Raw genomic sequence first — 15,025 nt, forward strand, 5'->3', positions numbered from 1 at the left:
GTCACGAAGATCACAAAGATCACAAAGCGCCCGGGGACATCTTAGTGGTCTTGGTGAAGCTCGTGGTCTCCGGTCCGCCTGCGCGGCGGAGCCGCGGCGGAGCCGCTGCGGCGACCGTGACGCGTCAGGCGGGCGAGCCGCTCAGCTTTGCGGCGGCAGCCTCGACCTTCTCGGCCAGCTTGGTCTTGTATTGAGCCAGCTTGTCCGCCATCGCCTTGTCTCCCACGGCCAGGATCTGGGCGGCGAGCACCGCGGCGTTGGTCGCACCGGGCTTGCCGATCGACACGGTCGCGACGGGAACCCCCGGAGGCATCTGCACCGTCGACAGCAGCGCGTCCAGTCCTTTCAGCGCCGACGAATCGATCGGCACGCCGATCACCGGCAGGATGGTGTGCGCCGCCACGACGCCGCCGAGATGCGCCGCGGCGCCGGCGCCGACGATGAACACTTTCACGCCGCGCCCGGGGGCCTCCTCCACCAGGCGCATGACGCGAGCCGGGGAACGATGCGCGCTCGCCACCGTCATTTCGCTGGTGATGCCGAATTCCCTCAGCGTGTCGACCGCCGCCTGCATCACCGGGGCGTCGGAGTCCGAACCCATCAGGATCAAAACTTGTGGCATCTGTCGCTGTCCTCGACACGAAAGGATCAGGAACCGGTTCCTGATCCCTGCTTCTCCTCTAGAAATCTCACCGCCTTGCGGCCGATGTCACGGCGGTACTGCATTCCGTCGAACGATATCAGCGATGCCGCCTGGTAGGCGCGGTCAATCGCCGACTGGTAGTCGGGCGCCGTCGCCACGACGGTGAGCACGCGGCCGCCGGCGGTCACGATCTGCTCGCCGCGACGGGCGGTGCCGGCGTGAAAGACGGTGACGCCGGGGACGCGTCCGGCGGCCTCGAGCCCCGCGATCGGATCGCCGCTCCGCACCGGTCCGGGATAACCGGCGGCGGCGATGACGACGCCGACCGAAACGCCGGCGGTGAGCGTGACGCGGCGTCCGCGCAGATCTCCGTCGGCCGCGGCCGCGAGCAGCGCCAGGAAATCGCCGTCGATCAGCGGCAGCACCGCCTGCGCTTCCGGATCGCCGAAGCGGACGTTGTACTCGATCACCTTCGGACCGTCGCAGGTCATCATCAACCCGGCGTAGAGGAAGCCGCGATATTCGGTGCCTTCCGCGCGCATGCCGCCGAGCACGGGCTCGACGATCTCGCGCATGATGCGCGCGTCCATCGCCGCGTCGAGCAGCGGACTCGGCGCAAACGCCCCCATCCCTCCGGTGTTCGGCCCCTGGTCGCCGTCGAAGATCCGCTTGTGGTCCTGCGCGGACGCGATCGGCAGCGCGCGGGTGCCGTCGCAGAGCGCGAAGAACGAGACTTCCGGCCCCGAGAGACACTCCTCGACGACGAGACGCGCGCCCGCGGCGCCGAACTGCCGATCGTCCATCGCGGCGCGAATCGCGTCGTGCGCGGCGGCGCGGTCCGCCGCGATCACGACCCCTTTTCCCGCGGCGAGTCCGTCGGCCTTCAGCACGACCGGAAAGCCGAACTCGCCGCGATCGACGACGCCGCGCGCCTCCCCGGACGACTCGCAGACGCGGTAGCGCGCCGTCGGGATCCCGTGGCGCGCCATGAAACCCTTGGCGAACGCCTTGCTGCACTCGAGCTGCGCCGCGGCGCGCGGCGGACCGAAGATGCGGCGCCCCGCCGCGCGGAAGCGATCGACGACGCCGCGATCCAGCGGCAGCTCGGGACCGATCACCGTGAGATCGATCGACTCACGTAGTGTGAGCGCGAGCAGCGCATCCGGATCGGACGCCTCGATCGGCACGGTCTGCGCGATCGCGGCGATGCCGGGGTTGCCCGGCGCGCAGAACAGCGCCGCCGGCCGCTCGCGTCCGAGGCGCCAGGCGAGGGCGTGCTCGCGTCCGCCGCCGCCGGCGATCAAGACCCGCACGAGACTCCTAAGCGGTTGGCGGGTAACGAGTTACGTGAGGGCGAAGCAGCCCGAGCTTTGCTGCGAGGATTGACGGGCACCTGTGATAGCCTAGCGTATTCCGACGGATCCAATGGACCAGACCGGGGGATTACAGTCGGCCAAGGGGGGTGTAAGCAAGCTTGGCTGAAGTGAAAGTGCAGGATGGCGAATCCATCGAGAGCGCGCTACGCCGGTTCAAGCGGAAGGTGCAGCAGGAAGATATCATCAAGGATATCAAGAAGCACTCCTTCTACCTGAAACCTGGAGATCGCCGCCGCGCCAAGCAGGCGCTCGCGCGTAAGCGGACGCGCAAGAAGCAGCGCCGCGAATCGGATTAAGCACACGTTGGGGCCGGGTCCGGATGACCATGCCGGGGCCCGGCATCCCGCCAGGGTGGCGGGATAGCAGGGGCGAGTGAAAGAGGTAGTGATGGAGTTCCAGGACAAGACTCTCGACTGTGTCGACTGCGGGGCCCCTTTCGTCTGGACTGCCGGCGAGCAGCTGTTCTTCGCCGACAAGAACTTCAAGAACGAACCGAAACGCTGCAAGAGCTGCAAGGCGAAGCGCGCGGCGCGCCCGTCGGGCGGCGGCGGCGTCGGCCGCGAGCGCGTGGAGACGAGCACCAACTGCTCGGCCTGCGGCAAGGAAACCACCGTTCCGTTCCGCCCGACTCAGGGCCGCCCGGTGTTCTGCCGGGAATGCTTCCAGTCCCGCAAGTTCGCCGGGGCCGGGGGCGCTTAACCCCTCGTCGGCGCCATCGCCCAGAGGCCACGCATCGGGCGTGGCCTTCCTTTTTTGCGGACCTCCGCGTGCGGGACCTTCCGCGCCGCGTGAGAGTCTAAGGTCTGAGCACTCGTATCATGTCTACGCGCTGCAGCCGAGTTCGGCGTTCCGTTCTCCCCTTTCTGATCGCGGTGCCGCTGGCCGCGTGCAACGACGGCGGCGGCAACGGAGCCGGCGCCCCCGGCGCCGCTGGACGCGGCGGCGCGCCGCCGGCGACCCCGGTCGGCATCGTCACGCTGCAGAACCGCCCGCTCGAGATTGCGTCGGAGTTCATCTCGACGGTCCGCTCCCTCCACTCGACCACGATTCAGCCGCAGGTCGACGGCCGGGTCACCCGCATCTTCGTGAAGTCCGGCGACGCCGTGCGCGCCGGCGCGCCGATCCTGCAGATCGATCCGGAGAAGCAGACCGCGACGGTGCAGAACACGGAGTCGCAGCGCGCCGGCCGCGTGTCCGAGGTCGCATACTGGAAGGGGCAGGTCGAGCGGCTGCAGTCGCTGCTCAAGGCCGGCGCGATCAGCCAGAACGAGTTCGACACCGCGAAACGCAACCTCGACAGCGCCGAAGCCGCGCTCGCCGCGCTCGACGCCCAGGTGCGCGAGGGGCGCGTGCAGCTTCAGTACTTCCGCGTCACCGCGCCCACCGCCGGCGTGGTGGGAGACATCGCGATCCGTGAAGGGGATCGCGTCACCACGCAGACGGAGATCACCACGATCGACGACAAGGCGGGACTCGAAGCCTACATCCAGGTGCCGGTCGGGCAGGCGCCGGATCTCCGCGTCGGGCTGACGACGCAGATCCTCGACGCCGAGGGGAAGGTCATCGCCACCAACCCGGTCTCGTTCGTGGCGCCGCGCGTCGACCCGTCGACGCAGACGGTGCTCGCCAAGGCGCTGCTGCGCGACGTGCCGCCCAGCGTCCGGGTGCAGCAGTTCGTCAAGGTGCGCGTGATCTGGCGATCGGCCCAGGGCCTCACGGTGCCGGTTACCGCCGTGTCGCGCGTCTCCGGCCAGTACTTCGCGTTCGTCGCCGAGCAGGGGCCGAACGGCCTGACCGCGAAGCAGCGCCCGATCTCGGTCGGCGAGATCCGCGAGAACGAATACATCGTCACCAGCGGCCTCAAGCCCGGCGAGAAGCTGATCGTCTCGGGGATCCAGAAGATCGCCGACGGCGCGCCGGTCAGGCCCGAATAATGTTCGTCAACACCTTCATCACCCGGCCGATCCTCGCGTCGGTCTGCTCGCTGGTCATCATCCTCGCCGGCCTCGTCGCCATCCCGACGATGCCGGTGGCGCAGTATCCGGCGCTCGCGCCGCCGCAGATCTCGGTCAACGCGGTCTACACCGGCGCCAACGCGCAGGAAGTCGAGACCGCCGTGACCACGCCGCTCGAGCAGGCGATCAACGGCGTGGAGGGCATGCTCTACATGTCCTCCTCGAGCACCAACAGCGGCTTCTCGAGCATCAACGTCACCTTCGACATCAGCCGCGATCAGGACCTGGCGCAGGTCGACGTGCAGAACCGCGTGTCGCAGGCGCTCGGCCGCCTGCCCACGGAAGTGCGCGCGCTCGGCATCACCGTCAACAAGCAGAACACCGGCTTCGTGATGGCGGCGGGCGTGTTCGCGGAGGGCGGCGAGTACGACTCGCTGTTCCTCAGCAACTACATCGACGTCTACGTGAAGGACGCGCTGAAACGCGTCCCCGGCGTGGCGGACGTCATGATCTTCGGCGAGCGCAAGTACTCGATGCGCCTGTGGCTGGACCCGCAGCGGCTGGCGGCGCGGCAGCTCACCGCCGGCGACGTCACCAGCGCGCTGCGCGAGCAGAACATCCAGGTCGCCGCCGGCGCGCTCGGCCAGTCGCCCGCGCCGAAGGGACAGCTGTATCAGCTGAGCGTCCGCGTCGAAGGCCGCCTGCCCGACGCGCCCGATTTCGACAACATCATCCTCAAGTCCGGCGCCGACGGATCGCTGGTGCGCCTCAAGGACGTCGGCTACGCCCAGCTGGGAGCCGAGACCTACGCCGCCGAGCTGCGGTTCCAGGGCCAGGACGCGGTCGGCTTCGGCGTCATCCAGCTGCCGTCGGCGAATGCGCTCGACGTCTCGCGCGGCGTCCGCGAGGAGATTCAGCGGCTGTCGGCCTCGTTTCCTCCGGGGCTCCGCCTGCAGATCGCCCTGGACACGACCGAGGTGGTCAGCGACTCGATCCGCGAAGTGCTGAAGACGCTCGCCGAAGCGATCGTGCTCGTCGTCATCGTCATCTTCGTGTTCCTGCAGACGTGGCGCAGCACGATCATCCCGACGATCACCATCCCGGTGTCGCTCATCGGCGCCTTCGCGTTCATCAAGCTGATGGGCTTCTCCATCAACACGCTGACGCTGTTCGGCATCATCCTCGCCACCGGCATCGTCGTCGACGACGCGATCGTCGTGATCGAGAACATCGAGCGGCACATCCAGGAATACCGCAAGCCGGCGCGGCAGGCGGCGATCGACGCGATGCGCGAGGTGCTGGGCGCGGTGATCGCGACCGCGCTCGTGCTGATCGCGGTGTTCGTGCCGATCGCGTTCTTCCCGGGCACCACCGGACGGCTCTACGCGCAGTTCGCGATCACCATCGCCTTCGCGGTGGCGCTGTCGGCGTTCAACGCGGTGACGCTGACGCCGGCGCTGTCGGCGCTGCTGCTGGATCGCGAGAGCCACCGCAAGGGACGCTTCTTCTCGCTGTTCGAGCGCGGCATCACGTCCGGCACCAACACCTACGTCCGGTTCCTGAAGCGCGGCATGCGATCGCGCTGGGCCCTGGTCGCGCTGTTCGCCGTCTCCCTGGGGCTGACCTACTGGGTCAACGCGAGGGTGCCGCGGTCGTTCCTGCCGGAGGAGGATCTCGGCTACTTCCTGACCGTCGTGCAGGCGCCGGCGGGCTCGTCGCTGGAGTACACCGGCAACATCGCCCGGCAGGCCGAGAACATCCTCAAGCAGGATCGAGACATCATGTCGATGTTCTCGGTGATGGGATTCAGCTTCTCCGGCGCGGCGCCGAACCAGGGGATCATGTTCATCCGGCTCAAGCCGTTCGACGAACGGAAAGGGGCGGGACACTCGGCGCAGGCGGTGATCGGCCGGGTGATGCCGAAGCTGATGTCGATTCCGGGCGCGGTGGTGGTCTCGATCGCGCCGGCATCGATCCCGGGCCTCAGCCGCTACGGCGGGTTCGAGTTCCAGGTGCTCGATCAGACCGGCACCGACATCGCGACGCTGACCCGCGGCGCCTACGGCGTGATGGGCGCGGCGGCGCAGTCGCCGCTGCTGCGCGGCGTGTTCACCTCCTTCACCTCGAACGATCCGCAGCTGCTGGTCAGCATCGACCGCCAGCGCGCGCTCGCCGCCGGCGTGCCGCTGAACGAGATCACCAGCGCGATGCAGACGTTCCTCGGCTCGTCGTACGTGAACGACTTCCAGTTCAACAACCGCGCGTATCGCGTCTACGTCCAGGCGGAGCCGAGTTACCGGGCGAGTCCGCAGGATCTGCGGCAGCTCTACGCCCGCGCGCGCACCGGCCAGATGGTGCCGCTCGAGAGCCTGGTGACGGTCAAGGAGACGACGGCGCCGCAGGTCATCAGTCACTTCAACCTGTTCCGGGCGGCGACGCTGAACGGATCACCGGCGCCCGGAGTGAGCTCCGGCATCGCCCTGAAAGAGATGGAGCGGGTCGCGACCAGCGCCCTGCCGCCGGGCATGACCTACGCGTGGTCGGGGATCTCGCTGGAAGAGACCAAGGCGGGGAATCAAGCGGCGCTGATCTTCGGGCTGGCGCTGCTGCTGGTGTACCTGACGCTGGCGGCGCAGTACGAGAGCCTGGTCCTGCCGTTCATCGTGCTGCTCGGCGTCCCGATCGCGGTGCTCGGCGCGCTGTCGGCGCAGTGGGCGCGCGGCCTGGCGAACGACGTCTACTGCCAGGTCGGACTGGTCATGCTGATCGGCCTGTCGGCCAAGAACGCGATCCTGATCGTCGAGTTCGCCGAACAGCTGCGGCATCGCGGCATGTCGATCGTCGACGCCGCGGTCGAAGCGGCGCGCATCCGGCTGAGGCCGATCCTGATGACGTCGCTGGCGTTCATCCTCGGCGTGCTGCCGCTGGTGTTCGCGACGGGCGCGGGCCAGGAAGCGCGCCACTCGGTGGGCACGGCGGTGGCGGGCGGGATGTTCGTCTCGACGTTCCTCAACGTCATTTTCATCCCCGTCCTCTACGTGGTGATCGAAACGCTGCGCGAGCGGGTCGCCGGAGCGCCGCCGCAGACCGGCCAGAGCCACGCCTAGAAGTCATCCCTGAGGGAGCCTTTTCGACCCGCCAGAGTTGAAGCTCGACAGCGCCGGAAACCGCGGATAGGATCCGGCGCTGGAGGTTCGATGGGGTCCGCTCTCCGTACCGTATTCATCGCATCGCTCTGCGTGGCCGCGTCCGCGGCTCATGCCGCGGCGCAGTCCGCCGCCGGCGGCACGCCGGTCATCGTCACGTTCAAGAGCACGGTCGACTTCGCGCCGTTCGAGCGGGAGTTCGCGGCCGACGAGCGGACCCAGCGTCCCACGGCGGCGTACCACTCGCGCGCCGTGCTCGGCGCGGTGATGTCGCTCGAGCGCCGTCACGCGTTCCGCGCCCAGGGGTTCTTCAGCCGCGCGCTGCAGGGCTTCTCGGCGTCGCTCACCGACGCGCAGATCGAGGCGCTGCGGCGCAACCCGATGGTCGAGACGATCGAGCCCGACGAGCCGCTGTCGCTGTTCCCGATCAGGACCGCGGCGCAGACGGTGGACTGGGGCATTCCGAAAGTGCACGCCGACCAGAGCACGGCGGCGTCCGGCGACGGCAGCGGCACCGTGACGGGCGTCAATGTCTACGTCATCGACACCGGCGTCGATGCCACGCATCCGGACATCAATCTCGTGAACCACGTGTCGTTCTTCCCCGGCGAGGCAAATGCCGACTGCAACGGGCACGGCACGGGCGTCGCCGGCATCATCGCGGCCAGGGACAACGGCGACTTCACCGTCGGGGTCGCTCCCGGCGCGCCGGTCACCGGCGTGAAGGTGGTCGGCTGCGCCGGCGTCTCGACGCCGTCGCTGATCATTCAAGGGGTCGACTGGGTCACGGCAAACGCGGCCAAGCCGGCGGTCGCCAACATCAGCCTCGGCGGCATCCTGCCGATCAACTCGTTGAACCGTGCGGTGGTGAACTCGTCGCTGTCCGGCGTGTTCTACGCCGTCGCCGCGGGGAACGGCAATCCGCTGACCGGCCAGGCGATCAACGCCTGCTACAGCTCGCCGGCGGGGGCGGGCTACAACGTCAACAACGTGCCGAACGGCGTCGCGACGGTGGCGGCGACGGACATCAGCGACCAGGAAGCGGGCTTCAGCAATTTCGGCGTGTGCGTCAACATCTGGGCTCCGGGCGTTTCGGTCACCGCCCCGTGGCTGATGAGCGAAGGGGGGACGATCACGGCGTCGGGAACGTCGTTCGCCAGCCCGTACGTGGCGGGCGGCGCGGCGCTGCTGCTCTCGCGCTTCCCCACGCTGCACCCCATCGTGGTCGAGTACATCCTGCTCATCACCGCCGACGTGACCGGGACGCTCAGCAAGGACGGGGCGCCCATCCGCCGGCTGAACGTCCGGCTGTATTGATCGGGAACTGGCCGTAAACAGCTGCAATTCTTGACTCTATTTCGACTTACGTAGTACGCTGGCCGGTCGAATTCAGCGAATTGGAAGGGCCGGACCCACAGGGGCTCCGGCCGTCACGCAGCGCGGTCGGGCTGGCAGCGCGAGGAGAACGCGGCGATGCAGATCGAGGAACGGGTCGTCGAAGGAGTAACGATTCTCGACCTGAAAGGCAAGATGACCCTCGGCGAGGGGGACGAGCTCCTCAAGGACAAGATCAACTCCTTGATCCAGCAGGACAAGAAGCAGCTGCTTCTCAATCTCGAGGAAGTGCCCTATATCGATTCGGCGGGCCTCGGGGAAATCGTCCGCACTTACACGACCGTCAGCCGTCAGGGGGGCAAGCTCAAGCTGCTGAACCTGACGAAGCGCATTCAGGATCTCCTGGCGATCACGAAGCTGCTCACCGTGTTCGAAACGTACGACACGGAAAAAGAGGCCATCAGCAGCTTCAAGTAAGTCGCACGGCCCGCCACGCGGCTTACTCGCGCATGGCGCATAACGGAACTTTACCCATCACGACCGAGACGCCCAGCGAACGCTCGACGGCGCTGAGCCTGTTCGTGTCCCTGCGGCCGTCGCAGTGGACGAAGAACCTGATCGTCTTCGCGGCGCTGCTGTTCGGCCAGCGCGGCACGGCGCCGGCGTTCCTGGTACCCGAAGCCATCGGGCAGGCGCTGGCCGCCTTCGGCATTTTCTGCGTGCTCTCGGGCGTCGTCTACCTGATCAACGACGTCGCCGACCGCGAGAAGGATCGCCTGCATCCGCGCAAACGATTCCGTCCCATCGCCTCCGGCGCGGTGTCTCCGGCGACGGCGCTCGGCGCCGCCGCGGTGCTGGGCGCCGGCGCGCTCGGCGCGGCGTGGTTTCTCGGCCCGATGTTCGCCGCGGTCGCACTCACCTATGTCGCGCTGCTCGCCCTCTACTCGGGTCCGCTCAAGCACGTCGTCATCATCGACGTGCTGACGATCGCGATCGGCTTCGTGCTGCGGGCGGTCGCGGGCGCGGTGGCGATCGACGTGCCGATCAGCCATTGGCTGCTGATCCTGACGATTCTGCTGGCGCTCTTCCTCGCGCTCAGCAAGCGCCGCCACGAGCTGGTGCTGCTCGCCGACGGCGCCACCGGCCACCGGCCGATTCTCGAGGAATACAGCCCCTACCTGCTCGACCAGATGATCGCGGTCGTCACCGCCTCGACGCTCGTCACCTACGTCATCTCCACCGTCAGCGACGAGACGGTCGCGAAATACGGCACCGACTACCTCGGGCTGACGCTGGTGTTTCCGCTCTACGGAATCTTTCGTTATCTGTATCTCGTTCACCAGAAGGAAGGCGGCGGCAGCCCGTCGGACATGCTGCTCAACGACCGCCCGCTGCTCGCCTGCGTCGCGCTCTGGGCGGTGTCGGTGGCGCTCATCATCTACGGGACCAGTCTGATCAATGGCTAAATCGAAAGTCGCCGTGCTGAAAACGTCGCCCGCCACCGTGCTGCGCGACTATCACACGCTCATGAACCTCGCCGGCTATCAGGACGTCGTCGCCAGGGACGCCGATACCGCGCTCAAGGTCAACATCTCCTGGCACTTCTTCTTCCCCGGCAGCTCGACGACGCCGTGGCAGCTCGACGGCGTGATCAAGGCGATGAAGAAGGACGGCTACGATCCGAACCTGATTCACGCCTGCCACAATCGCACCGTCGTGATCGACGCGCACCTCGGTGAGCGCGAGAACAAGCAGCTGCACGTCGTCGCGGCGCACGGGCTGCGCAACATCCACATCTACGAGACCGAGGACTGGATCAACATCCGCGACGCGGTCGGCGATCTGACGAAGCAGTTCACCTGCCTCAACCAGGTCTACCCGAAGGGCTTCATGATCCCGAAGCGCTTCCTCGGGGAGAACATCATCCACCTGCCGACGGTGAAGACCCACGTCTTCACGACCACGACCGGGGCGATGAAGAACGCGTTCGGCGGGCTGCTGAACGAGCACCGCCACTGGACTCACCCGGTCATCCACGAGACGCTGGTCGACCTGCTGATGATCCAGAAGAAGATCCACCGCGGCGTGTTCGCGGTGATGGACGGCACGTTCGCGGGCGACGGTCCGGGGCCGCGCTGCATGCTGCCGCACGCCAAGAACGTGCTGCTGGCGAGCGCCGATCAGGTGGCGATCGACGCGGTGGCGGCCAAGCTGATGGGCTTCGACCCGATGTCGATCAAGTACATCCGGATGGCCCACGACATGGGGCTGGGGGTCGGCGATCCGCGCGAGATCGAGATCGCCGGCGACCTCGCGGCGGCGAACGAGAACTGGCACTTCGTGGGGCCGTTCAAGAAGATGACGTTCGCCTCGCGGATGCAGCACAAGATCTACTGGGGCCCGATGAAGAAGACGGTCGAGTGGTCCCTGAAGACGGTGCTCGCGCCGTGGGCCTACATCGCGAGCGTCGTCTATCACGACAGTTTCTGGTATCCGTTCAACGCCAGGCGGATGATGCGCGAGGCGCTGGCGAGCCCGTGGGGGAAGTTGTTCCGCAACTGGGAGTCGGTGCAGGCGGACGACCACGGCTATCCGCAGGTCGGCAGCGAGGCGGCCCAGCTCACGCTGACCGGCGGCAAGGCGCTGGTCCGCTCGCTCGGCATCCTCGGCACGTGCATTACGCAGGCCCCCGAGTTCCTCAGCCGGCGCGCGCGGATGGCGCGCGGCGGGGATCGCCGGCAGGCCGTCGAAGCGAACGAGTAAGTCAGTCATGTCAGATTTCTCAGTCCGATCCGACAACGTCGACGTCGAGCAGATCATGCGGCAGATCCGCGCCCGCATCCGCGAGAAGCGCGGCGTCGATTACACCGAGGAAGAGATCCGCGAGCTGGCGAACGTGAAGCTCGAGAAGTTCATCGATCCGAAAGGGGTCCGGTCGAATCTGCTCGAGGAATACCGGCGGGTCAGCACGCCGGAACCGCCGGCGCCGAACTACGCCTTCGGCGAGGAGACGCTCTACGAAACGCACCGCGCGCCGATCCGCTGGCTGCGCGCGCTGCTGCGGCCGTTCCTCAAGCTGCTGTTCAATCCCAATCCGCTGATCCAGGCGCTGCACATCCAGTCGGAGCTGAACCAGAAGGCGGCCGAGCGCAACGCCCGGCGCGAGCAGCTCGACGCGCTGCACTACGAGGTCATCCACAACCTGGTCGTCGAGCTCACCCGCACCGGCATCGAGGTCAAGAGCCTGAAGATGCGGCTGGAGTCGATCTCGAGCCGGCTCGATTTCGACGAGCGGCGGGCGCGGGCGCTCGAAGGCGTGGTTCAGTACCGCCCGGGGGCGGTGGCGCCGCTGCAGCCGCCCACGGGGCAGGAACAGGGCCGCCGCGACCAGCGCGACCAGCGCCGCGACCAGGGCGGCCGTCCGCAGCAGCAGCAGCAGCAGCAGCGGCCGCAGGGACCAGCGCCGCAAGGGCAGCCGGCCGGGCAGCCGGCCGATTCGGCCAATGCGCTGGACAACGACGGGAACGAGCGGCGGGCGCGGCGGCGGCGGCGGCGCGGACGCCGGCGCGGCGAGCACGGACGCGGCGAGTCAGCGTCACCGGCAGGGTCGGCGTTCATGCCCGGGGCCGCCGGGGCCGACGCGCGCGACATGAACGTCGCGCCAGCCGGCGAAGCCGCGCCGAACCGCAGCGGCGAGCCGCCCGCGGGGGAATCCAGAGCGGAGCACGAGCCCGTCTCGCCGAAGCCGGAAACCGGCGAAGGCGGATGAAGCTCGCCGTCGTCGTCCAGCGCTACGGCGCGGACATCAATGGCGGGGCGGAGCTGCACGCGCGGTATGTCGCCGAGCGGCTCGCACGGCACGCGGCGGTGGAGGTGCTGACGACCTGCGCCCGCGATTACGTGACGTGGAAGAACGAGCTGCCCGCGGGCGTCGAGCAGGTGAACGGCGTCACCGTGCGGCGGTTCCCGGTCGCGCACCAGCGCGACCCGCACGATTTCGGCCGCCGCTCGCACCGGGTCTTCGAGAAGTCCCACTCGATCGCCGACGAGCTCGCGTGGCTCGAGAGCGAAGGTCCGGCCAGCCCGCAGCTGATCGCACACGTCGAACGGTCGGCGAACGATCTCGACTTCGCGATCCTGTTCAGCTACCGCTACCATCACGCCTGGCATCTCGCGCGCCGCGTTCCGCACAAGGCGGTGCTGGTGCCGACCGCGGAGCGCGACGCGGCGATCGGGCTGTCGATCTTCGGCCCGGTGTTCCGCGGCGTCCGCGCGCTCATGTACAACTCGCCCGAGGAACGGGCGATGATCCAGGCCGCCTCCGGCAATGCCGCGGTGCCCGGCGTCGTCGTCGGCGTCGGATCCGACGTCCCGGACCGCACCGACCCGGAGCGCTTCCGCCGCAAGTTCAAGCAGCGACGGCCGTTCGCGATCTACATCGGCCGCATCGACGAGAACAAGGGCTGCGGCGAGCTGTTCTCGCACTTCCAGCGGTATGCGGCGGCGTTCCCGCGCGGCATGGATCTCGTGCTGATCGGAAGCGCGGTGATGAGCGTGCCGAACCACCCGCGCATCCGCCATCTCGGGTTCCTCGACGATCGCGACAAGTTCGACGCGCTCGCCGCCGCCGACCTGCTGATCATGCCGTCCTACTTCGAGAGCCTCTCGATGGTGGCGCTCGAAGCCTGGGCGCTCGGCAAGCCCGTGCTGGCGAACGGCCGCTGCGACGTGCTGCGCGGGCAGTGCATCCGCAGCAACGCCGGCCTGTATTACGAGACATACGAGGAGTTCGTCGAGGCGCTGTACTCGCTCGAGTCGAACGGACCGCTGAACGCCCGCCTCGGTCGGAACGGGCGCGACTTCTTCAAGCGGCACTACGCCTGGCCGGTGATCGAGCGGAAGTACCTGGACATGTTCGATCAGCTGAAGAAGCAGGACCGCCGGCCTGACGACCGGAGCTCCCGGCAGCTCGAATCGATCCCCGGCTTCTTCGCGCGGCGCCGCCGCGAGCTTCCGCCGGCGCAGGACGTGCTGCAGCGGATTCCATCCGGGCCGGCGACGCCGGATTCTGCCGCTCCGGTGGCGGACCTCGGCGCTCGACCCGCCGCCGCCCGCATCGAGCGCGGCGCGGGCTCCGGCTCGAACACGAGGCAGACCGCGTGAGTCACGGCGGCGTTCATCAGGTGCTGGCGACGCTCGGGTACGGCGATGCGATCGGCCACGAGGTGCTCGGGATCCAGGAAGTGCTCCGCGGCGCGGGCTACGACTCCGGGATCTTCGTCGAGACCGCGGATCGCCGGCTCGAGCACCTGACGACGGACTATCGCGAGATGGTCGGCGCGATCGGGCCCGACGACCTCCTCATCCATCACTTCTCGATCGGCTCGCGCGCGTCCCGCACGGCGTACGCGCTGCCGGGACGCATGATCCTCGTCTATCACAACATCACGCCCCCGGAGTACTTCCTCGGCGTGCACAAGGATCTCGTCAAGCTCTGTTTTCGCGGCCGCCGCGAGCTGACCGCGTACGTGTCTCGCTGCGCCCTGGCTCTCGGGGATTCCGAGTACAACCGCGAGGAGCTGGAGGCGCTCGGCTTTCCGCAGACGGGCGTGCTGCCGGTCGTGCCGGGCTTCGCCCATCTCGACCTGCCGCCCAACACGATGACCGCGGAACGGTTCGACGACGGCTGGACCAACATCGTGTTCGTCGGCCGGGTGATTCCGAACAAGAAGTTCGAGGACGTGATCCGCGCGTTCCACGTCTACCGCACCCGGCACAACCCGCGCTCGCGCCTGCTGCTGGTCGGGTCCTACAGCGGGTTCGAGAAGTACCTGGCGATGCTCCACGGCCTCGTGGCGCGGCTCGCCACCCCGGACGTCCACTTCCTCGGCCACGTCGCCAACGAGGAGCTGACCGCGCTGTACGACATCGCGGATCTGTTCCTCTGCGCCAGCGAGCACGAAGGCTTCTGCGTGCCGATCATCGAGAGCTTCTACAAGCGCGTCCCGGTGCTCGCCTATGCCGCGACGGCCGTGCCGGCGACCATGGACGGCGGCGGCGTGCTCTACGAGACGAAGGATCCGTTCGAGGTGGCGCGCCTGATGGCCGCCATTCTCGATTCCATGGAGATCGAGGACGCCGTGATCGCCTCGCAGGACGCCGCCCTGGATCGCCTGCTGGCCAGGGATTTCGGCGGCACGCTGCTGCGGTTCGTCGATTCGGTGCGCGCCGCGCCGCCTCGCCCGGCGCCCGAGGTCCCCTACGACTTCTGGCCGATGTTCGACCAGGCGGAGCGCCTCGAGGAGCTGCGACAGTTCCGTCCGGCGATCTACCGGGCGCTGCCCAACCCCGATCCTCGACCCTCGATCCTCGACCCTCGACCCTCGACCCTCGACCCTCGATGAAGATCCATCAGTGGGTCCCGGCGGCACATCGCGGCGACGCGATCGGCGACAGCGCCCGGCGCGTTCGCGACCTCCTGCGGGCGATGGGCCACGACTCCGATCTCTTCGCCCTGACGATCGACGACGACCTGCGCGGCGACGTGCTCCCGTTCGCCGATCCGGCGGC

The 15,025-nt window shown here is 68.1% G+C and carries 13 protein-coding genes; 11 read left to right on the forward strand and 2 right to left on the reverse strand.

Going from position 1 to position 15,025, the window contains the following annotated elements; all coding sequences use genetic code 11:
• Positions 1 to 124: 124 nt before the first annotated feature.
• On the reverse strand, positions 125 to 622 hold the full coding sequence (purE, locus tag VFK57_07215; protein HET7695480.1) for a 5-(carboxyamino)imidazole ribonucleotide mutase: 498 nt from the start codon (positions 620 to 622) through the stop codon (positions 125 to 127).
• Positions 623 to 648: 26 nt separating this feature from the next.
• Positions 649 to 1,956, reverse strand: a complete 1,308-nt coding sequence (gene purD / locus VFK57_07220; GenBank protein ID HET7695481.1) for a phosphoribosylamine--glycine ligase — start codon at positions 1,954 to 1,956, stop codon at positions 649 to 651.
• Positions 1,957 to 2,126: 170 nt separating this feature from the next.
• On the opposite strand from purD, the gene rpsU reads away from it, so the two are divergent.
• The 11 genes from rpsU (at position 2,127) to VFK57_07275 (ending at position 14,859) form a co-directional block, all read left to right on the forward strand.
• Positions 2,127 to 2,315 carry a 30S ribosomal protein S21 gene (gene rpsU, locus VFK57_07225; GenBank protein ID HET7695482.1) on the forward strand — a complete coding sequence of 63 codons (189 nt, stop codon included), beginning with the start codon at positions 2,127 to 2,129 and terminating at the stop codon, positions 2,313 to 2,315.
• Between the two features lie 91 nt (positions 2,316 to 2,406).
• The gene (locus VFK57_07230; GenBank protein HET7695483.1) at positions 2,407 to 2,718 is read left to right on the forward strand and encodes a zinc-ribbon domain containing protein; all 312 of its coding nucleotides are present in this window, start codon (positions 2,407 to 2,409) and stop codon (positions 2,716 to 2,718) included.
• Positions 2,719 to 2,891: 173 nt separating this feature from the next.
• Positions 2,892 to 3,953, forward strand: coding sequence for an efflux RND transporter periplasmic adaptor subunit (locus VFK57_07235; protein HET7695484.1), 1,062 nt, complete (start codon positions 2,892 to 2,894; stop codon positions 3,951 to 3,953).
• On the forward strand, positions 3,953 to 7,081 hold the full coding sequence (locus VFK57_07240; GenBank protein HET7695485.1) for a multidrug efflux RND transporter permease subunit: 3,129 nt from the start codon (positions 3,953 to 3,955) through the stop codon (positions 7,079 to 7,081). The genes VFK57_07235 and VFK57_07240 overlap by 1 nt, the downstream gene beginning before the upstream one ends.
• 90 nt (positions 7,082 to 7,171) lie before the next feature.
• Positions 7,172 to 8,437, forward strand: coding sequence for a S8 family peptidase (locus VFK57_07245; protein HET7695486.1), 1,266 nt, complete (start codon positions 7,172 to 7,174; stop codon positions 8,435 to 8,437).
• Positions 8,438 to 8,593: 156 nt separating this feature from the next.
• Positions 8,594 to 8,932, forward strand: coding sequence for an STAS domain-containing protein (locus VFK57_07250; protein ID HET7695487.1), 339 nt, complete (start codon positions 8,594 to 8,596; stop codon positions 8,930 to 8,932).
• Positions 8,933 to 8,964: 32 nt separating this feature from the next.
• Positions 8,965 to 9,921 (forward strand): decaprenyl-phosphate phosphoribosyltransferase, encoded by a 957-nt coding sequence (locus VFK57_07255; protein HET7695488.1) that lies wholly within the window; start codon positions 8,965 to 8,967, stop codon positions 9,919 to 9,921.
• Positions 9,914 to 11,218: a DUF362 domain-containing protein gene (locus tag VFK57_07260; GenBank protein ID HET7695489.1), complete on the forward strand. Its 1,305-nt coding sequence runs from the start codon at positions 9,914 to 9,916 to the stop codon at positions 11,216 to 11,218. The genes VFK57_07255 and VFK57_07260 overlap by 8 nt, the downstream gene beginning before the upstream one ends.
• 7 nt (positions 11,219 to 11,225) lie before the next feature.
• A complete protein-coding gene (locus VFK57_07265; GenBank protein HET7695490.1) occupies positions 11,226 to 12,224 on the forward strand; it encodes a hypothetical protein in 999 nt (332 codons plus the stop codon).
• Positions 12,221 to 13,618 (forward strand): glycosyltransferase, encoded by a 1,398-nt coding sequence (locus tag VFK57_07270; GenBank protein ID HET7695491.1) that lies wholly within the window; start codon positions 12,221 to 12,223, stop codon positions 13,616 to 13,618. The genes VFK57_07265 and VFK57_07270 overlap by 4 nt, the downstream gene beginning before the upstream one ends.
• Positions 13,615 to 14,859 carry a glycosyltransferase family 4 protein gene (locus VFK57_07275; GenBank protein HET7695492.1) on the forward strand — a complete coding sequence of 415 codons (1,245 nt, stop codon included), beginning with the start codon at positions 13,615 to 13,617 and terminating at the stop codon, positions 14,857 to 14,859. The genes VFK57_07270 and VFK57_07275 overlap by 4 nt, the downstream gene beginning before the upstream one ends.
• Positions 14,860 to 15,025: the final 166 nt, after the last annotated feature.

It is taken from the genome of Vicinamibacterales bacterium (genome assembly GCA_035699745.1).
Lineage (GTDB): Bacteria > Acidobacteriota > Vicinamibacteria > Vicinamibacterales > 2-12-FULL-66-21 > JAICSD01.